At 71.9% G+C, this 18949-nt stretch carries 16 protein-coding genes; 5 read left to right on the plus strand and 11 right to left on the minus strand.

The features are described 5' to 3' along the window. Positions 1-120 precede the first annotated feature (120 nt). Both BLW84_RS06300 and BLW84_RS06305 read right to left on the minus strand, forming a co-directional pair. On the minus strand, positions 121-3402 hold the full coding sequence (locus tag BLW84_RS06300; RefSeq protein WP_093262293.1) for an ATP-dependent helicase: 3282 nt from the start codon (positions 3400-3402) through the stop codon (positions 121-123). 49 nt (positions 3403-3451) lie between these two features. Then, a complete protein-coding gene (locus BLW84_RS06305; protein ID WP_177226312.1) occupies positions 3452-6622 on the minus strand; it encodes an ATP-dependent helicase in 3171 nt (1056 codons plus the stop codon). A gap of 199 nt (positions 6623-6821) precedes the next feature. Here BLW84_RS06305 and BLW84_RS06310 point away from each other — a divergent pair, with 199 nt between their 5' ends. Next, entirely contained in the window at positions 6822-7808 is a 987-nt protein-coding gene (locus BLW84_RS06310) for a chitinase (protein WP_093262297.1), read from the plus strand. 164 nt (positions 7809-7972) lie between these two features. Further along, entirely contained in the window at positions 7973-8260 is a 288-nt protein-coding gene (locus tag BLW84_RS06315) for an MGMT family protein (RefSeq protein ID WP_093262299.1), read from the plus strand. A 126-nt stretch (positions 8261-8386) separates the two neighbouring features. Here the strand turns inward: BLW84_RS06315 and BLW84_RS06320 are convergent, their stop codons facing one another. From BLW84_RS06320 to BLW84_RS06340, 5 genes are all read right to left on the minus strand, one after another. Next, entirely contained in the window at positions 8387-9208 is an 822-nt protein-coding gene (locus BLW84_RS06320) for a uroporphyrinogen-III synthase (RefSeq protein ID WP_093262301.1), read from the minus strand. A gap of 43 nt (positions 9209-9251) precedes the next feature. Next, a complete protein-coding gene (locus BLW84_RS06325; protein WP_245760965.1) occupies positions 9252-10049 on the minus strand; it encodes a TIGR02569 family protein in 798 nt (265 codons plus the stop codon). 147 nt (positions 10050-10196) lie between these two features. Next, entirely contained in the window at positions 10197-11369 is a 1173-nt protein-coding gene (gene moeZ / locus BLW84_RS06330) for an adenylyltransferase/sulfurtransferase MoeZ (protein ID WP_093262305.1), read from the minus strand. 181 nt (positions 11370-11550) lie between these two features. After that, on the minus strand, positions 11551-12615 hold the full coding sequence (locus BLW84_RS06335; RefSeq protein WP_093262307.1) for a DUF3152 domain-containing protein: 1065 nt from the start codon (positions 12613-12615) through the stop codon (positions 11551-11553). 97 nt (positions 12616-12712) lie between these two features. After that, entirely contained in the window at positions 12713-13735 is a 1023-nt protein-coding gene (locus BLW84_RS06340; RefSeq protein WP_245760966.1) for an alpha/beta fold hydrolase, read from the minus strand. Between the two features lie 127 nt (positions 13736-13862). On the opposite strand from BLW84_RS06340, the gene BLW84_RS06345 reads away from it, so the two are divergent. Further along, positions 13863-14483 carry a TetR/AcrR family transcriptional regulator gene (locus tag BLW84_RS06345; RefSeq protein ID WP_093262309.1) on the plus strand — a complete coding sequence of 207 codons (621 nt, stop codon included), beginning with the start codon at positions 13863-13865 and terminating at the stop codon, positions 14481-14483. 58 nt (positions 14484-14541) lie between these two features. Here BLW84_RS06345 and BLW84_RS06350 read toward each other — a convergent pair whose 3' ends face one another. Together BLW84_RS06350 and BLW84_RS06355 are read right to left on the minus strand one after the other, a co-directional pair. After that, complete coding sequence (locus BLW84_RS06350; protein ID WP_093262439.1) at positions 14542-15432, minus strand: alpha/beta hydrolase; 891 nt, start codon at positions 15430-15432, stop codon at positions 14542-14544. A 20-nt stretch (positions 15433-15452) separates the two neighbouring features. Then, the gene (locus BLW84_RS06355) at positions 15453-16352 is read right to left on the minus strand and encodes an AurF N-oxygenase family protein (RefSeq protein ID WP_093262311.1); all 900 of its coding nucleotides are present in this window, start codon (positions 16350-16352) and stop codon (positions 15453-15455) included. Between the two features lie 64 nt (positions 16353-16416). Between BLW84_RS06355 and BLW84_RS06360 the strand changes: the two genes are divergently transcribed. Together BLW84_RS06360 and BLW84_RS06365 are read left to right on the plus strand one after the other, a co-directional pair. After that, the gene (locus BLW84_RS06360) at positions 16417-17184 is read left to right on the plus strand and encodes a TetR/AcrR family transcriptional regulator (protein ID WP_093262441.1); all 768 of its coding nucleotides are present in this window, start codon (positions 16417-16419) and stop codon (positions 17182-17184) included. Further along, the gene (locus BLW84_RS06365) at positions 17177-17488 is read left to right on the plus strand and encodes a DUF4873 domain-containing protein (RefSeq protein WP_093262313.1); all 312 of its coding nucleotides are present in this window, start codon (positions 17177-17179) and stop codon (positions 17486-17488) included. Before BLW84_RS06360 ends, BLW84_RS06365 begins: the two co-directional genes overlap by 8 nt. A 63-nt stretch (positions 17489-17551) precedes the next feature. Here the strand turns inward: BLW84_RS06365 and BLW84_RS06370 are convergent, their stop codons facing one another. Then, positions 17552-17779 (minus strand): DUF3107 domain-containing protein, encoded by a 228-nt coding sequence (locus BLW84_RS06370; protein ID WP_093262315.1) that lies wholly within the window; start codon positions 17777-17779, stop codon positions 17552-17554. Positions 17780-18119: 340 nt separating this feature from the next. Further along, positions 18120-18794 carry a ferritin-like fold-containing protein gene (locus BLW84_RS06375; protein ID WP_093262317.1) on the minus strand — a complete coding sequence of 225 codons (675 nt, stop codon included), beginning with the start codon at positions 18792-18794 and terminating at the stop codon, positions 18120-18122. Positions 18795-18949: the final 155 nt, after the last annotated feature.

Genomic DNA, 18949 nt, shown 5'->3' on the forward strand with positions numbered 1-18949 from the left:
GTGATCCGGGGGTCGGCGGTGATCCCGATGACGTCGGCACCGCCGCAGGTCAGCACTCGTGAGTGAGTTTGGTCGCCGGAGCGGCCGACCGCACTCACGAGGCCTGACCAGGCCGAACCGTCACTGCGCCGAGGGCACCGAAGTGATGAGGTTCCGGATGCCGTCGGCGTCGAGGAGGTCGGCGGGGCGGAGCGTGTAGTCATCGCGGACGTAGTGGAACGCCGCGCGGACCTTCGCAAGCGGCGTGCCGGAGAGCTCCGCCCAGGCCAGCCGGTAGGCCGCGAGCTGCACCGACAGCGCCGGGATCTGGTCGCCGCCCGGCACCGCGCCGGTCTTCCAGTCCAGCACCGTCCAGCCGCCGTCGGCGTCGGCGAACACCGCGTCCATCCGGCCGCGCAGCACCACGCCCTCGGCCTGGGTTTCGAACGGCACCTCGACCCGGTGCGGCGTGCGGTCGGCCCAGGAACCGGCCAGGAACGCCTGCTGCAGATCGGCGAGCTCCTCGTGCACCGGCGCGGATTCGTCGGCGGCGCCGGGCAGTTCGTCGAAGTCCAGCAGCGCGGTCGAGGTGAACCGGTGCTCCAGCCAGGCGTGGAACGCGGTGCCCCGGCGGGTCATCGGGTTCGGCGGGAACGGCAGCGGGCGGCGCAGCCGCCGGGCGAGGGTGTCGGAATCCTTGGCGAGCTCGACGAGTTGGCTCACCGACAGGTGGTCCGGCAGCCGCACCTGCTCCCGCCGTTGCGCGGCCGCGGCGCGCTCGGCCAGCAGCACGTCGACGTCCCGCGCCCAGCCGTCCTCGTCGTCCTCCGGCTCCGCATCATCCACAGTGGACATCGCGGCCCGCACGAGCTCCGCGCCTTCGGCCACCGCGGCGCGGCGCGGCCCCAGCGGATCGACCGGCCACTCCGCGGAGCGCACGGCGTCGGCCAGCGGGTTCGTCGCGCCCTCGTCGGGTTCCGGCGTCCACAGGTCGACGACCCCGGCCCCGGCCTCGCGCAGCACCTCCGCCAGCTGCCGCAGGAAGTCCGACGGCCCCTTCGGCCGGTCGCCGTTCTCGCCCCACCAGTGCCCGGACAGCAGCAACGTCCGCTCCGAACGCGTCACCGCGACGTAGAGCAGCCGCCGCTCCTCGGCGAGCCGGCGCTCCTCGAACTCTTCGTCGTGGATGCCCAGCGCCTCGGTGACCTCCTTGCGGTCCAGCCCGAACAGCCGCTCGACGTCCAGCCGGGGCAGGTCCTGGGCGTCGCCGCGGAGTTCGGCGGGCAGTTCGGTGGCCGACCGCAGCCACGACGAGGACTTCCGCTTGCCGGGGAAGACGTCGTTGACCAGGTGCGGCACGGCGACGACCTGCCACTCCAGGCCCTTGGCGGCGTGCACGGTGAGCACCTGGACCCGGTCCTCGGCGACTTCGACCTCGCCGGGTTCCAGGCCGTCCTCGGCTCGTTCGGCCGCTTCCAGGTAGTCCAGCAACGCGTGCAGCGTGGCCGACGGGCTCGCGGTCGCGAAGTCGGTGACCGCGTCGGCGAACGCGTCGAGGTGGATGCGGCCCGCGCCGACCGGTCGCGCCATGCTCTCGATGTCCAGCAGCAGCGTCCGTTCGACGTCGGCGACGAGCTCCGGCAACGGCTGGTCCAGGCGGCGCCGCAACGCGGCGAGTTCGCCGCCCAGCCGCCGGATGCGCCGGTAGCCGTCGCCGGAATAGCGCCCCGCGTCGCCGGGATCGTCGAGTGCGTCGACGAGGCCTGCCTGCTCGGCGTTCTCACCCGGCAACGCCGCGGTGACCATTGCGGACGGATCGGAGGATTCGGGCGCCCCGAACGCCTGCGTCCCGAGCTCCCTCGCTCGGTCCCACAGCGCGGCGATGTCGGCCGCTCCCAGGCGCCAGCGCGAGCCGGTGAGCAGCCGCATCGCGGCCGTTCCGGCGAGCGGGTCGACCAGCGACCGCAATGCGCTCACGAGGTCGCGGACCTCGGGCTCGTCGAGCAGGCCGCCGAGCCCGACGACCTCCACCGGCAGGCCGCGTTCCCGCAGCGCAGCCGCGATGTCGGTCATGTCGGCGCGGCGTCGCACCAGCACCGCCGCGGTCGGCGGGCGGCCCGTTTCGTCCAGCGCCGCGTGCCACTGCGCGGTGACCTGGTCGGCGACCCAGTCGCGTTCGGACCGCACGTGTTCGCTCAGCACCAACCGGATGTCGCCGGGTTCGGCGCCGTCCCTGGCGCGCAGTTCGTCGACTTCCAGCCCCGTCTTGCGCAGCGGTTCCGAGACCGCGTTGGCGACGTGCAGGACTTCCGCCGGGTTGCGGAAGCTCGTCAGCAGTCCGTACCGGTGCGCCCGGGCCTTGCGGCCGTCGTCGATGCGCGGGAAATCGGTGGTGAAGCGCGGGAGGTTCGCCGCGCTCGCGCCGCGCCAGCCGTAGATGGCCTGCGCCGGGTCGCCGACGGCGGTGACCGGCAGCGGCCGGTCACGGCCGAACAGCGAGCGCAGCAATACCCGTTGCGCGTGGCCGGTGTCCTGGTACTCGTCCAGCAGGACGGCGCCGTAGCGAGCGCGTTCCCCGTCGACGACTTCGGGATGCTCGGCGGCGAGCAGTGCCGCCAGCGACATCTGGTCGGCGAAGTCCATCGCGCCTTCGCGCCGCTTGCGCTGCGCGTACTCCTCGACCAGCGGCAGCAGCGCCACCCGCAAGCGTTGCGCGGCAACGACTTTCACCAGGTCCTGCGGCAGGTTCGCGCGCTGGCCCTTGGCGCGCGGCGCGTTCTCGACGGCGTGGCAGAGCTTCTCGGCGTGCGCCCGCAGGTCGTCCGGGCGCACCAGGTGCTCGGCGAGCTCACCGGCCAGCGAGAGCAGGTAGCCGGTGACCGTGGACGGGACCTTGTCGGTGTCGATGTCCTCGGTCCAGGTCGCGACGACGCTGTGCGCGAGCTGCCAGGACGCGGTCTCGGTCAGCAGCCGCGCGCCCGGCTCGACCGGCACCCGCAGGCCGTGCTCGCCGACGAGCCGCCCCGCGTAGGCGTGGTAGGTCAGCACCGTGGGCTCTTCGGTGAGCACCGCCGAGAGCAGCTGCCTGCTGGGATCGACCTCGTCGAGCAGTCCCGATCCGGCGAGCCGGCGCAGCCGGGCGCGCACCCGGTCGGCGAGCTGCCGCGCGGCCTTGCGGGTGAACGTCAGGCCGAGGATGCGTTCCGGCGTCACCAGCCGGTTGGCGACCAGCCACACCACGCGGGCGGCCATCGTCTCGGTCTTCCCCGCGCCCGCTCCCGCCACGACCAGCGCCGGTTCGGCGGGCGCGGCGATCACCGCGGCCTGCTCCGGGGTCGGCGGGTGCAGCCCGAGCGCCTGCGCGATCCGATGTGGACTGATGGCCGCGGGCCCCGGCGGGTTCTCGGATGGCCGGCCGTTCATGCGCGGCCCCCGGACCGAGTTCCGCGGAGGGCGCCGAAGCAGTACCCGATCACTGCGCGACCTGTCTTCCGGCCGGGTGGACGGGGCAGCAGGTGCGCGCCGGGCATCGCGCGCAGTCGGAGTTCTCGCTGGCCACGTAGGCCGGGCCCAGGCTGGACGCCGCGGCGGTGTGCACCACGTCGAGCCACACCTCGATCCGCTCGGTGTCCAGGGCCTGCTGGACGCGTTCGGTCGCCGCGCCCTTCCGGTCGGCCTTCGCGACGTACAGCAGTCGCGCCCCACCGGGCCCGTCGTTTTCGCCGAACGCGCCCAAAGCGGCGGCCAGCTGGTACACCGCGAGCTGTGGGTGCTCCTCGGCGTCGCCCTTGCTGACCGGCGTCTTCCCGGTCTTGACGTCGACCACCACGGGGCGACCGTCGGGATCGACCTCCAGCCGGTCCACGCGGCCGCGCAACCGCAGCCACGGCCCGCCCTCCCGGCCCGCGACCGTGACGTCCAGGTCCTTCTCCACGCCGATCTGGGTGAGCTCGGCCCGCGACTCCACCAGCCACGTCACGAACGCGTCGAGCATCTTCTCCACGCGCGTGCGCTCCTTGCGCGAGAACCAGGGAGCGCCGGCGTCCACGGATTCCCAAGCGTCGTCCAGGGCTTTGTGCAGCTGCGCGGTGTCCGCGCCGTCCGCTGCGGCCTGCACGAGCGCGTGCACGAGCGTGCCGGTGACGGCGGCGAGCTCGGCGGTGTCCTGGCCGCCGTGCCGCTCGACCAGCCAGCGCAGCGGGCACTTGGCCAGGATTTCCACAGTGGACGGTGACACCTTGACCGGATCGTCGCCGGTCACCAGCGGCGCCGCGGTGGAGCTCTCCGGCAGCCCGTACCAGGCCTCCGGGCTGGCGCCCGGCACCCCGGCGTTGGCCAGCCGCGCGAGCTGCGCCGCCGCCCGCTGCCGCCGCGCCGGCTCCGCCTCCGCGTCGCACACCACCCGGCGCAGCTCACCGACGAGGTCGCCGAGCGCCAAGCCGCGCTCCGGGCGGGCGATCGGCCGCTCCACCGCGTCCGGGTCGCTGACCACGCCCTCCAGCTCGTCGAGGAACCGCGACGGCTGCTCGTCCTCCCCGCGCACCGCGCTGACCAGCAGGTTCCGCCGCGCCCGGCTCGCCGCGACCAGCAGCAGCCGCCGTTCCTCGGCCAGCAGCGGGGCGGTCGCCGACACCCGCTCGGCGTCCACTCCGGACAGCACGTCGACCAGCCGCTCCACGCCTAGCAACGAGCCGCGCAGCCGCAGGTCGGGCCAAATCCCTTCCTGCACACCGGGAATCGCCACGACCTCCCACTCCCGGCCGCTCGCGGCGTGCGCGGTCAGCACCGACACCGCGTTGTCCCGGGGCGCGGTCGGCGCCAGCGAACTGCCCGCGATCTGCTGGCTGGTCAGGTAATCCGCGAAACCGGCGACGTCCGCACCCGGCAGCCGGTCGACGAACTGGGCGGCGGCGTCGAACAACGACACCACGGCGTCGAGGTCGCGATCGGCCTGCGCGCCGGCCGCACCGTGCCGCTCGGCCTGCGCGACCCACCGCTTCTCCAGGCCGCTGGCCTTCCACACCCGCCACAACGTGTCCTCGACGGTGTGCCCGGCGGCGACGGAGTCGGCCGCGGTGCGCAGCAGCCCCGCGAGGCGACGGGCCGGCGCGGCGGCGGAGTCTTCGAGCGCGGCGAGCCGGTCGTCGGCCTGCAGCACCTCCACCAGCAGCTCACCGCTGGCCCGGCTACCTCCGGCGGCGAGCTCCAGACGACGGAGCCCGCGACGCAGCCGCCGCAGCGCGAGCGGGTCGGCGCCGCCGAGCGGCGAGGCGAGCAGCTCAGAGGCAGCGTCCGGGTCGAGCGCCTGCGGGCGCGCAGCGCAGCGCAGCAGCGTCAGCAGCGGGCGGACCGCGGTGCGCTGCGCCAGCGGTAGGTCGTCGACCGGCAGCGCGATCGGCACGCCTGCCGCCAGCAAGGCGCGGCGCAGCACCGGAAGCGACAGGCCGGTCGAGCGGACCACGACGGCCATGTCCGACCAGGCGATCTCGTCGAGCAGGTGCGCCCGGCGGAGCTGGTCGGCCACCCACGCGGCCTCCTGGGCCTCCGTGGCCAGCAACCGCACCTGTACCGAGCCGCTGCGCCCGTTCTCGGGCTCCACCAGCTCGCGCTGCGGGCCCGCGCCCGGCAGTCGCGCGGCCAGCCGCTGCACGGCTTCCCGGACGGCCTTGGACATCCGGTGGTCGACGGTGAGCACCTCGGTGTTCGTGCCGTCCGGGTCTGCGTCCAGCAGGCAGCGCGGATCGGCACCGCGGAAGGAGTACACCGCCTGGTCCGGGTCGCCGGCCAGCACGAACTCGACGGCCGTGTCGCCGAGCCGCCGGGTCAGCCAGTACTGCTGCGGGTCGAGGTGCTGCGCATCGTCGACGAGGACGTAGCGCACGCGGTCCTGCTCGGCCGCCAGCAGCCCGGGGTCGGTGTCGAACGCCAGCAGCGCCGAGCCGACCAGCTCCGCGGCGTCCAGCGCGGGGGCCTGCGCGCCGCCCGCTCCGCGCAGCAGCGTGACCTGCTCGTACTGCCGGGCGAACCGGCCGGCGGCGATCCACTCCGGACGGTTGTGCTGCCTACCGAGGTTCACCAGCCGCTCGGGCCCCACGCCGCGCTCGGCGGCCCGCAGCAGCAGATCGCGCAGTTCCTCGGCAAACCCGGGAACGGTCAGCGCCGGGCGCAGCGTCTCGGGCCAGTCCCGGGCGCCGCCCTCGACGTCCCCGGCCAGCAGGTCGCGCACCAGCGCGTCCTGGTCCGGGCCGTTGAGCAGCTGCGGGGGCGGTAGCTGCTCGCGCACGGCCTGCAGCCGCAGCACCGCGAAGGCGTACGAGTGGACGGTCCGCACCAGTGGTTCGGGCGCGGTCCGCAGGTCCTCCGTGGAACCGGTGAGCAGCCGGGTGATCTCGGTGCGCATCCAGGCCGCCGCGCGCCGGCTGCCGGTCAGCACCAGGACGTTCTCCGGCGACACCCCGCGGTCGCGGATGCGCTCGGCGGCCAGCTGCGCGATCAGCGTGCTCTTGCCGGTCCCGGGCCCGCCCAGGATCCGCAGGAGGCCGTCGCGGTGCGCCAACGCCCGTTGCCCGGCGGTGTCCCAGACCGTCCGCCGCCGAGCGGGTTCGGCTCGGCGCACGAGTACGGGCGCGGTCGGGGATGGCACGCATCGATGGAATCACGCGCCGACGACAAGGTCGCGCAGGGCTCGCTGGTAGGCGCAGTTCAACGAGGAATTAACAGAACCTTTTGGTGGTATGAACCAATTTCGTTCTCTGGCAGTGTGCTGATCGTCACAGCTCCTCCACGGCTGTGACCTGCGAAAGCGCGCCCCGAGCGCGATCAACTCCCCCGAAGGAGGAACCGTGAGCAAAGTCCGCAAAGCCTTGCTCGGCTGCGCCGCGGTCGCCGGTGCACTGACCATCGGCGCGGCGCCCGCACTCAGCGCGGAGACCTCGGCCCCGGCCTCGACCAACGCGGCGGCACCCGTCGCCGCCTCGCCCTACCTCTACATGGGCTGGGGCAATCCGCCCAAGCCCAGCGAGGTGATGAGCGCTACCGGGATCAAGGACTTCACCCTGGCCTTCATCCTCTCCGACGGCGGCTGCAACCCGGCCTGGGACGGCAACCGCCCGCTGGACGCCGACAAGGCCGTCATCGACGAGATCCGCGCCGCCGGCGGCGACGTCGTCCCGTCCATCGGCGGCTGGGCCGGCAACAAGCTCGGCGAGTTCTGCCAGGACGCCCAGTCGCTGGCCGGCGCCTACCAGAAGGTGATCGACACCTTCGGGCTCAAGGCCATCGACGTCGACATCGAGGCCAGCGAGTTCGAGACCCCGGCCGTGCAGGACCGGGTGCTGGAGGCCCTGAAGATCGTCAAGGAGGCCAACCCCGGCGTCCAGACGGTGGTCACCTTCCCGACGCTGGCCAGCGGCCCGAACGACGTGGGCAAGCGAATGATCGGCAAGGCCAACGAGATCGGCGCGAACGTCGACGTGTGGACGCAGATGCCGTTCAACTTCGGCGGTTCGGACATGGCGGCCGACACGATCCAGTCCACCGAGGGCCTGAAGGAGGTGCTCAAGAGCACCTTCGGCTACAGCGACGCGGAGGCCTACGCGCACGCGGGCATCTCGTCGATGAACGGCAAGACCGACGTCGGCGAGACCGTCGACCAGGCCGCGTTCCAGAAGATGGCCGACTACGCCAAGGAGAAGGGCCTCGGCCGCTTCACCTTCTGGGCGCTCAACCGGGACCGTCCGTGCAACGGCGGTGGCCCCTCCGACTCCTGCGGCGGCGTCGACCAGCAGCCGTGGGACTTCACCAAGATCGTCGCCGGCTTCCAGGGCTGACCAACACCGCTAGGGCACCGTTCCTGCTGGCCAGTACCCGTGTGTGTTTTGTGCTGCCATGGCAGCACAAAACACACACGGGCATCTACCAGCGGAAACGGTGCTTCTACAGGTTCGGCGTGCGGGGTGCTGCGCGGCAGTGCGTTTGGAGTACCTTCGGGCTCGTGGATGAGGAGACCGTGGAGCAGGTGCGGGCCGTGGTGGCGTCCATCCCGCCCGGATCGGTGCTGTCCTACGGAGACGTCGCCGAACTCGCAGGCCTTCGCTCGGCGCGCCTGGTGGGCCGCATCCTCGCCGAGGACGGCGGTGACCTGCCGTGGCACCGCGTCCTGCGCTCCAACGGCACCACCGCCGACCACCTGCGTCGCCGGCAGCTGGAACTCCTGCGAGCAGAAGGCGTCCTCGCCGACGGGGCCCGCATCGACATGCGCCGCTACCGCTGGGGCGCCTGACCGGGGCGGCGCGGGAATCGTCGATACCCGCCGACGCGAACACACGTCCACCGATGGCCAGGTTCTCACCCGGAAGCACGTCCTGTTCGGACACCGACGCGGCCCTGCATCAGCCGCTGTGGACGGTCAGCGGGCGGCGCGCTTCGGGAGTTCGTCCGCGACGAGCCGCACCAATGATGCGGTGCGGGCGCGGTCCGGCATCGCGTACGGCAGGCCCGCCGCGTCGATCGGCGCCGCCGTGACCGGCCCGACGCAGGCGATGAACACCTTGTCGCGCAACGCTTCCCGGAACTCCTCGCCGCGCCCGGTGCGATCCGCCCGGGCCAGCAGGTTGGTCGCGGCCGGCGCGCTGGTGAGCGGCAGCGCGTCCACCTCGCCCCGCAGCACCGCGTCGATCAACCGGTCCAATGCGGACAGGTCCACCGGATCGGTCCACCGGTAGACGGTCACCGGCACCACCTCGGCCCCCGCCGCCCGCAACGCTTCGCGGAACCGCAGCATCGGATCGCCGTGCACCTGGAGCACGACCCGCTTCCCAGCGAGATCGCGCGCCAGCAGGTGCTCCAAGACCTCCGCGGACTCCTCCGACGGCGAGGTCCAGGACTCGACCAACCCGGCACCGCGCACCGCGCCACGGGCTTTCGCGCCCCGCGCAAGGACCTCGGCCGAACGCAGGTGCGCCAGCAGCCGGTCACCGATGCCGGCGTGCTGCGCCGCCTCGATCCAGCCCCGGAACCCGACACCGGTGACCGCCACCGCGTAGTCGACCGGCGCCGCGAGGACTTCCTCGGTCGCCGCGGCCAGCTCGCCGTCCTCGGGCAGCGGCACCGTGTGCATCGCCGCCCCGAAGAGCACGCGAGCACCGCGGCGGGTGAACAACGCCCCGATCTCGGCGGCCTTTCGCTCCGCAGTAACGCCGACGGTGAAGCCGCTCAACACTCCCTGCACCGCACAATCGTCACACAAGCCCGGCCTCGGGCAGGGCAACCGGTCAGAGGACTTCGAGGACCATCTGCGAAGCGCGTTCCAGGCCCGTCAGGGTCTGCGACGACGAGCGCGGGTGCAGCGCGTGCACCGCGAGCCGGAACAGCAGGGCCCGCAGCAGGGCCTGCGGCCACTCGGACAGGTGCGACCAACGCTCCACGATGGCCGGATCGGCCCCGCCCCACGCCAGGGCGTCGATCACCGCCACCGCCGCGGCCCACTCGGCGGGCCGCCAGTACGGGTTGAAGTCGATGATGCCGGGTGCCACGTCCTCGGCGAACAGCACGTTGCCGAACAGGTCCCCGTGCACCACCTGCGGGCGGAGGTCGACCTCCCGCCGCGACCCGGCGAGCACGGCGTAGAGCCGACCGCCCTTCTCCTGCGGCAGCACGTAATCCTCTTCGCCCCAGGCCATCCGGTCGGCCAGCGCGTAGATGTCCTGCCGCGCCTGCAGGAACCGCGGCCGGGCCAGGAACCGGCTCGCCGAGTGCAGCCGCAGCGACATGGCCACCACGTCGTCGTGCCGCGGCTCGGCCTGACCTTCGAGGTTCCGGCTGGCCGACCAGCCGGACACCACCCAGCGCCCATCGGTGGAGCGCACCGGGCGGGACACCCGCACGTCGTCGGGTTCCAGCAGGTCCAGCGTCTGCGCCACCCACGCCGCCTCGGCGGTGTTCGCGGCCGGCTTGAGCACGATCTCGCCGCACCGCCAGGCGACCGCGCCGTCCAGCGGCTCGGGTTCTTCGACGCGCGCGCCGAATGCCGCTCGCACGTGCGGCGGTGGCGGATCCGGCGTATGAGTCACGGGCGTGACGCTACCTAAATGATCGCGATTTCCGTAGCAGGCACTCCGCGCGCCGCATCCGATCCCGCGATTTCGCGACTACCGTGATGTCTTTTCGGACGACGAACCCGCTCCGCACCGAGGCGCGGAGCGGGTTCGGGATTCCGCCTAGTACGTCGGCAGGCTCGGGTCGACCTGGTTGGCCCAGCCGAGCACGCCGCCGCCGACGTGCACCGCGTCGGAGAAGCCCGCCTTGTGCAGCGCCGCCAGCGCCTCCGCCGAACGCCCGCCGGACTTGCAGTGCAGGACGATCTTGCGGTCCTGCGGCAGCTCGGACAGCGCCTCACCGGAGAGGATGCGGTCCTTCGGGATCAGCTTCGAGCCCTCGATCTTGACGATCTCGTACTCGTGCGGCTCCCGGACGTCGATCAGCTCGAACTTCTCGCCCCGGTCGAACATGTCCTTGAGCTCGCGCGGGGTGATCGTGCTGTTCACCGCCGCCTGCTGGGCATCCCCGGAGAGCACGCCGCAGAACGCCTCGTAGTCGATCAGCTCGGTGATCGGCGTGGCGTTCGGGTCCTTGCGGATCTTGACCGTGCGGTAGCTCATCTCCAGCGCGTCGTAGATCATCAGGCGGCCCAGCAGGGTCTCGCCGATGCCGGTGATCAGCTTGATGGCCTCGTTGACCATGATCGAGCCGATCGACGCGCACAGCACACCCAGCACGCCGCCCTCGGCGCAGGACGGCACCATGCCGGGCGGCGGCGGCTCGGGGTACAGGTCGCGGTAGTTCGGGCCTTGCTCCGCCCAGAAGACGCTGGCCTGGCCCTCGAAGCGGAAGATCGACCCCCACACGTACGGCTTGCCGAGCAGCACCGCGGCGTCGTTCACCAGGTAGCGGGTGGCGAAGTTGTCCGTGCCGTCCAGGATCAGGTCGTAGTCGCGGAAGATGTCGAGCGCGTTCTCCGACGTCAGGTGCGTCTGGTGCAGGTTCACCTTGACGAACGGGTTGATCTCGGCGATCGAGTCGCGGGCCGATTCCGCCTTGGGCCGCCCGAGGTCGGACTGCCCGTGGATGACCTGGCGGTGCAGGTTCGACTCGTCGACCTCGTCGAACTCCACGATGCCGAGCGTGCCGACCCCGGCCGCGGCCAGGTACAGCAGCGCCGGGCTGCCGAGTCCGCCGGCGCCGACCACCAGCACCTTGGCGTTCTTCAGCCGCTTCTGCCCGTCCATCCCGACGTCCGGGATGATCAGGTGGCGGCTGTAGCGCGCGACCTCTTCCTTGGTCAGCTCCGACGCCGGTTCGACCAGCGGCGGCAGCGACGATGCGCCGGACATTCCCAGCTCCTCCTCAATGGTCGGTGCCTGCTGCTCTCGGAGCTTGGCAGCGGCACCTCAAGCGTCCCCGAAGGGCACCCGAACAGGGCCTCACGGAATCTGCAACGCAAGACTCCCCGATGGGCTTCCGCAACCCAAACTACTCCCACGATCCGGGACGAACGGGCCCGCGAAGATCGGGTCAGCTTCCGGCCGTCGGGAACGGCCAGGCGTTGTACTTGCAGACGAAGCCGTCGGCCGGGATGTCGGTGCCCTGGTCGGCGATCTTGTTCAGCTCGTGCAGCTCGTTGTTGGACACGCTGAACGACTGCTGCATCATCACCGGCGCCAGCCCGCCCTGCACCGGGCAGCCGACGTGCTTGTTGCCGAAGACGTGCCCGACCTCGTGGTTGATCGCGTAGCGCTGGTAGTTGCCGATGTCGCCCTCGAACGACACCGCGCCGCGCACCCAGCGGGCGCCGTTGAGGTAGACCATGTCGCCCTTGCGGCACGAGCTGTCGTAGGGCACGCCGTTGCTGTAGTCGCAGGCCTCGCGCGCGGTCTGCTGGCTGACCAGGATGACCCGGAAGTCCGGCCGCGGACCGCCGGCGTCCACGCGCTGCAGCGAGATCCCGCCGCCCTGCGGGTTGGTCCAGCTGCGCGGATCGGACAGCGTGGCCTGCACCAGGTTGCCGAACTCGACGTTCGGGTTGCCGATCTGGACGCCGACCTCGATCTCGACGGTGTACCGGTAGAGCTGGCCCGAACCGATCACCTCGGACGTCCCGGGCAGCACCTGGAAGGTGCGCGCGCCGGTCTCCGGGATCTTTCCACCGACGGGCGGCAGGTCGGCGGAGAACAGCGCGGGGTTGAAGGTCTGCCCCGGTGGCGCCTCGGTGACGATCGGCTCGGCGGGCGAGTCCGGGGCGATCGGGTCGAGCAGCTCGGTGGCCGAGCCGTCCCCGGAGGGCCGGACGGTCTGGAACACGACGAGTGCGCTGACCGCGATCAGCAGCGGCAGCGCGTAGATCCGCCAGCCGTAGCGCGCGTGGACTCCCCGGCGACGCCGCCGGGGCCGCACGTCATCGTCACGCTCGTCCGCGTCGTCGGCGTGCTCGGGCTCCGGCGACGGCTCGGAGACGGGATTCCAAGAGGCGGCCAGCGGCTCGCCGCGGCGACGGTCCTCGGAGCCTGTGCGAGCGCTCGCCCGCCTCGCCGGTCGGCGGTCGGACGCGGAGGCACGAGATCGCTGCGGCGGACGATTCACCCTCTAAGCGTGCCACAGGCCCTACGGCACCTCAGGCAAACACCGGCCACTCCGAATGACCGCAATACCTGGGGCCACTCGGAGCAACGCGAACCGGTCACCACCGGGAGCCGGCCTGCACCAACCCGAGGAACGCGCGGGCGACCACCCGTGGCCGCTCCATCTGGGCAACGTGGCCCGTTCGTGGCAGCACGAGGAGCCGGCCGCGCGGCAGCAGGTTCGCGGTGCGCGGCGCCTTGCGAACGGTCACGACCCGGTCGGCGCTACCCCACACGACCAGCGACGGAGCATCGATCTCGGGCAGCCGTCGCCACAGCGAGCGCGCGGGCGAGACGAGCCAGGAGCGCAGCAGCTCCACGGTGGTCCGGCCCAGCGCCGGGCCGGACCACGGCAGCCGGCTGCGCTCCTCGAACTCCGCGACCGCCTCGGCGAGCCGGTGCGGCGGCACCGCGTCCGGCTCGGCGAAGCACAGCCGCATCAGCTGCTCGGTCCGGGCGGCCGGCGGCACCATCGCCAGCTCGCGACGCGTGCGGTTGCCGAGGACCGGCACCATCGCCACCGCGATCCGCGGATCGGACAGCCGCCGCGGATCCAGTCGCAGGTCGGGCATGGCCGGCGAGATCAACACCAGCGACTCGACCAGGTCCGGCCGCAGCGCCGCCACCTCGATGGCCACCGCGGCGCCGAAGGAGTTCCCGGACAGGTGCACCGGCCCGGCGTCGAGCTGCTCCAGGAACCGGATCACCACGTCCGCGTTCGCCTGGCGGGTGAAGGCATACCCCGGCGGCGGCTCGGAGCGCCCGAAACCGGGCAGGTCCAGCGCGATGCTGCGCATCCGCCCGGCGAGCAATCCGGCCAGATCGGTCCAGTTCGTCGACGAACCGGCCAGCCCGTGCAGGTGCACCGCCGTCGGCGCCAGCGGCGACGGCCCCGGCGTCTCCCGCAGGTGCAGCCGCAGCGGGCCCCAGCGGGTGGTCAGTTCGGTGTGCCGGCCCGGCGGCGGCTTCGCCGCGAGGTCGATCGGCGGGACGCCATCGGCCACCAGCGGTACCCACGTCAGGTCTGATCGGCCCAGCCTGGATCGGCGGTGCGGCGGAGTGGCGGACGTAGTCGTGGTCACACCCACAGCATGGCTGCCCGCCTGAGCCCGGATTTCGCTACCTGCCTCTACCGGCGAGTAGAGTCATGCCCCACTGGGGGCCGGAGGGCCGCCGAGCGCGAGTGGAAGGAATCGGGTGGAGGCGAGGATGACCGAGACCGCGCAGCCGAGCCGAGGTGTCCGGTTGCCCCGCGACGCACGCCGGGCACAGCTGCTCGAAGCGGCTCAGCACGTTTTCGTGCACAACGGCTACCACGCGGCGGCGATGGACGACATCGCGGAGCGCGCGGGAGTCAGCAAGCCGGTCCTCTACCAGCACTTTCCGGGCAAGCTGGAGCTCTACCTGGCGCTGCTGGAGACGCACGGCAACGAGCTGGTGCGCCGGGTCCGCGAGGCCATCGCGTCCACGTCGGACAACAAGCAGCGGGTGCGGGCCGCGATCGGCGCGCTGTACGAGTTCGTGGCCGGCGAGGGGCAGGCGTTCCGGCTGGTCTTCGAGTCGGACCTGCGCGGCGAGCCGGCCGTGGAGAAGGCCGTGGAGGGCGCCCTGTCCGGGTGCATCGACGCGATCACCGAGGCGGTGACGGCGGACGCCGGGCTGGACGCGGAGCGCGCGCGGCTGCTGGCGGTGGGCCTGGTCGGCCTGAGCCAGGTGACGGCGCGCTACTGGCTGGACGCCCGGGAGACGATCTCCCGCGACGAAGCGGTGAGCCTGATGTCCACCCTGGCCTGGAAGGGCCTCGCGGGCTTCCCCCTCCAGAACCCCTGATCGTCCACCCGCGATCGCGGCAGGTCCCGACTTCCACGGAAATCGCGGAAGGACCAGGTCAGCGGAGCGCGCGGGTGACGAGTTCCGCGATGCGGGCGGTCACCTCGTCGGCCCTTTCCAGCGGCAGCATGTGCCCGGCACCGGCGTAGATCAGCAGTTTGGCGTCCGGCAGGGCGTCCGCGATGCGCCGAGCGTGCGAGTGCGGCGTCAGGCGGTCGGACAGCCCGGACAGCACGACTGTCGGGATCGACCGCAACGCCGCGAGCGCGCCGTGCCGCTCGTGGTCGGCCAGGGCCTGCCGGTAGGCGGCCATGTTCGCCGGGTGGCAGGCCGCGACCCAGTCCGCGGTGGCGGCCACGTCGGTGGCCTCGGGACTCCGGCCGAACAGCAGCCAGCGCATCCCCGGCCGCAGCCAGGACGACTGCGGGACCAGCCGCTTCCCGCGCGAGGCCGCGAGCCGCTTGCGGAACGCCTGCTCGCCCCGGTTGGCGACGGCCGCGACCGGCCTGGGCAGGCCGAGGGTCGGCGTCACCAGGCCGCCCGCCGAGGTCGCCACCAGCGCCACCGCCGCGATCCGCCGCGCGAACAGCTCCGGGTGCTGCTCCGCGAAGGCCATGATCGTCATGCCGCCCATCGAGTGCCCGGCGAGCACGACCGGCCCCTTCGGGGCTCGCTCCGCGATCAGCTCCGCCAGGTCGTCCGCGCACTGCCGGATGCTCGCGCTCCCCGGCTGCGCCGGGTCGCTCTCGCCGTGCCCCCGCAGGTCGAACCGCAGGGTCCGCAGCGGCGTCCCGGCCGCCTTCGGCAGGCCGTCCGCCACCCGGTCCCAGGAGTGCTTGGTCAGGGTCCACCCGTGCACCAGGACGACGGTGATCGGCGCGTCGGCGGGGCCTTCGTCGACCACCCGCAACCGGGTTCCGTCGCTGGTCGTGAACTCTTCGGCGGTCATCGTGCGCAAGGTTTCGCCCCTCATCGGATCAGCTGTGCCTTCTTCCACCAGCGCATGCCCGGCTTGCCGACCAGTCCGGCCTCGTCCAGGAACGCCATGATCTTCTCGCCACCCCAGTGCAGGGTGTCCAGGAAGTTGGAGTTGGCCCACGCCGCCTGGTAGCCGTCGCGCGGCCGGATCCCGACCGCCTTGTAGACGTGCGGGTTGATGAGGCTGAGGCAGACGCAGTACGACACGAGCGCGGTCCAGTACTGGTGGTAGGCGCGCTCGGCGGCGTTGCACTCGGCCATCCGGCGGACCACCTCTTCGCGGGCGAAGGTGACGTGCCGGGCCTCTTCGAGCACGTGGATGCGGTTGACCATGCGCACCAGCGGCTGGACGTCCTCGTCGTACATCTGGTCGCGCTGGAAGCGGTCCAGGATCTCCTCGGCCACCAGGATCGACGCGTAGGCGGAGGGGCCGCGCAGCACGGCGGGCAGGATCCGGCCGCCGCGGTGCAGCAGCGGCAGCGGCCCGTAGGCGGGCGCGCCGATGCGGTCGACGGCCTTGGCGAACATGGTGGAGTGCCGGCATTCGTCGGCGACCTCGGTGAGCGCGTACTGGGCGTGGTTGGTGCGCGGGTCGGAGTTGTAGAACTCCTTGAGCAGCATCTGCATGAGCAGCACCTCGAACCACAGGCCGTTCGAGGCGATGCTGGCGAACTCGTGCTTGGTCAGCTCGATGCGCTGTTCCTCGCTGAGCCGGTCCCAGAGGTGCGTGCCGTAGAGCGAGCTGCGCTTGAACGGGATGTAGGGCTTGCCTTCGGCCAGCGGCGCGTCCCAGTCGACGTCGACCTCGGGGTCGTAGCTGTTCCGGGCGGACGAATTCAGCAGCCGTGCGGCCGTCTTCTCGCGGTCGTTGACCTGCAGGGCCCTGCTCATCCGGCGATCACCCTCCCGGCATCGAGATTGCGTGTTACTTCCAGTAACAGTTACCTTGGGTAGCGTGAGTCACATCTCTCGCCCTGTCAAGGCGGTCGCATCCGAGAAGGCACGCGGCGACGCGCGCCGGGAACGCTGGCGCGAACATCGCCAGGCCCGCCGCGCCGAGTTCGTCGAGGCCGCGGTGCGCGCCATCAGCAAGCACGGCGCCGAGGTCGGGATGGACGAGATCGCCGCCGAGGCCGGTGTCAGCAAGCCGGTGCTCTACCGGCACTTCAGCGACAAGAGCGACCTCTACGTCGCGGTCGGCGAATGGGGCACCGAGCTGCTGATGCAGCGGCTGCGGCCGCTGTTCCACGAGGGCGGCACGCCCAACCAGCGCATCCGCCGCCTCCTCGACGCCTACCTCGGCACCATCGAGCAGTACCCGGAGCTGTACCGGTTCGTCGTGCAGCGCACCTTCGCGGACCGGCCGGTGCGCTCCGACCCGGTGTCGGCGGAGAAGACGGTGATCGCGAACTCGCTGTCCCGCATCCTCGGCGAATACCTGCGGGTCCTGGGCCTGGACTCCGGCGGCGTCGAGCCCTGGAGCCACGGCCTGGTGGGCATGGTGCAGGCCAGCGGCGACTGGTGGCTGGAGCGGCAGTCGATGAGCCGCAGCGACCTCACCGACTACCTGGCGCAGATCATCTGGTTCGCCATCGACGGCGTGCTGCGCTCGGCCGGCCTGGTGATCGACCCCGACGAACCGCTGGACCTCGGCAACGACCTGCGCCTGGTGCCCGGCGAACACGAGACGCCCGAGGACGAGGAGGACGTGGACCGTGGCTGACCACGAGCACGACGAGGACGACTACCGCGGCCCGGCCACGCTCCTGGCCGACGAGCGGGAGCTGGCGGTCGAGGTGGTCCTGCGCGGGCACTTCCAGCCCATCGACGGCCGCTTCCACTGGTACGGGCGCCTGTCCGCGCACCAGGACGTGGACGAGTTCGCCGACCACCGCAAGAAGGATGTGGTGTTGCGCACACCGGCGGGCGAGGCGACGGGCACCCTCTCCGACCAGGACCCCTGGGGCCGCTACCGGATCACCGGCACCGGCCGCCCGCCCTTCGAGATCCCCGCCGAACTGGACTGAATCAAAGCGCGAGGGGCACCTCGGCCGGGTTCGGCCGGGGTGCCCCTCGCGCGGAAAACCAGGTCAGCTGACGCCGAAGCCGACGCGCGGCAGCGTCGCCGGGCCGATCTCCACGTAGGCGACCTTGGTCGACGGGATGATGATCCGCCGCCCCTTCTCATCGGTCAGCGCCAGCACGCCGTCTGCGTTCTTCAGCGCGTCGGCGACCAGCGACTCGACCTCTTCCGGGGACTGTCCGCTGACGACCGTCAGCTCGCGCGGGCTGTCCACGACGCCGATCTTGACCTCCACGCCGAACCTCCGTTGAGCACTCGAATCCATTGGGATGTGGCAAGGCTATCCCAGGTCCCGCCATGATCGGCGAATCCTCGCGCGGCTGCCTCTGAACGAGGTGGGCAGTTTTAGCACCTGCCCTAGAACCTGGTCTTTGTCTTTGAAGCGGCGCAGCCGCTTAGCCCACCTACGCAAGCCGCACCGCTGCGGGTTCTCAGGGGTCTTCTCGCGAGGACAGCCCCGACGTGGTGAATTGGTCATTCATGATGCCGGGGATCCCACAGCGAGAAGGCCGCAGTAACTCCCGCGGGGGCCGCTACCCGCACCCCCACGCAAAACGAGCCTGGAAACTGGGATGTCAGCCCAGGCCGAGGCGGGCCATCCGCTTGGTGTGGTTGTTCTGCAGCCGCCGGAACATCGCCGCGATGCCGGTGAGGTCGCCGGAGCCCTTGATGATCAGCTCCGCCAGCGCGTCGCGCTCGGCGACCACCCGCTGCGCCTGCGTCATCGCCTCGCCCAGCAGCCGCCGCCCCCACAGCGTCAGCTTGTCCCGCAGCTTGCGGTCGTCCTCGCAGGCCGCCTGCACTTCGCGTTCGGCGAACGCCGAGTGGCCGGTGTCGGCGAGCACGGTCAGCACCAGCTCCCGCGTGGCGGGGTCCAGCCACTCCGCGACCTCGCGGTAGAAATCGGCCGCCAACCCGTCGCCGACGTAGGCCTTGACCAGTGATTCCAGCCACGAATGCGGCGCGGTGGACTCGTTGAACGCCTCGAACGGCGCCACGAACGGCTGCATGACCTCGTCGACCGCCACCCCGCGGCCCGCCAGGTGCTCCTCCAGCTGCCGGTAGTGGCCGATCTCCGCGGCCGCCATGCTGGCCAGCGCGGCGCGGCCGGTCAGCGTGGGTGCGGTGCGCGCGTCCTCGGCGAGGCGATCGAAGGCCGACAGCTCTCCGAAGGCCAGCGCCGCGAGCAGATCCACGACCCCCTCGGAGTAACGCTCGTCACTTTCACCGCGCTGGTCAGCCTCGTTCATGGCTGCGAGCCTAACCGGCGGCACGCCCGAGTTATACGCGCCACGGTGAGAATGGCCGACCAACAGGTATCCTCGGACCTCGGAGGAGCATCGGCGTCCGACGGCACAGTCGGCGGCACAGTCGGCGGCCCGGTCGTGAAGACCGCGGTGCTGGC

It is taken from the genome of Saccharopolyspora shandongensis (assembly GCF_900106995.1).
Classification (GTDB): Bacteria; Actinomycetota; Actinomycetes; order Mycobacteriales; family Pseudonocardiaceae; genus Saccharopolyspora; species Saccharopolyspora shandongensis.

What these genes read in the sequence shown, in the direction of transcription:
- BLW84_RS06355 (WP_093262311.1), bottom strand. Translation starts at nt 16,352, where the DNA reads ATGAGCAGGGCCCTGCAGGTCAACGACCGCGAGAAGACGGCCGCACGG.
- BLW84_RS06350 (WP_093262439.1), bottom strand. Translation starts at nt 15,432, where the DNA reads ATGACCGCCGAAGAGTTCACGACCAGCGACGGAACCCGGTTGCGGGTG.
- BLW84_RS06345 (WP_093262309.1), top strand. Translation starts at nt 13,863, where the DNA reads ATGACCGAGACCGCGCAGCCGAGCCGAGGTGTCCGGTTGCCCCGCGAC.
- BLW84_RS06300 (WP_093262293.1), bottom strand. Translation starts at nt 3,402, where the DNA reads ATGAACGGCCGGCCATCCGAGAACCCGCCGGGGCCCGCGGCCATCAGT.
- moeZ (WP_093262305.1), bottom strand. Translation starts at nt 11,369, where the DNA reads ATGTCCGGCGCATCGTCGCTGCCGCCGCTGGTCGAACCGGCGTCGGAG.
- BLW84_RS06375 (WP_093262317.1), bottom strand. Translation starts at nt 18,794, where the DNA reads ATGAACGAGGCTGACCAGCGCGGTGAAAGTGACGAGCGTTACTCCGAG.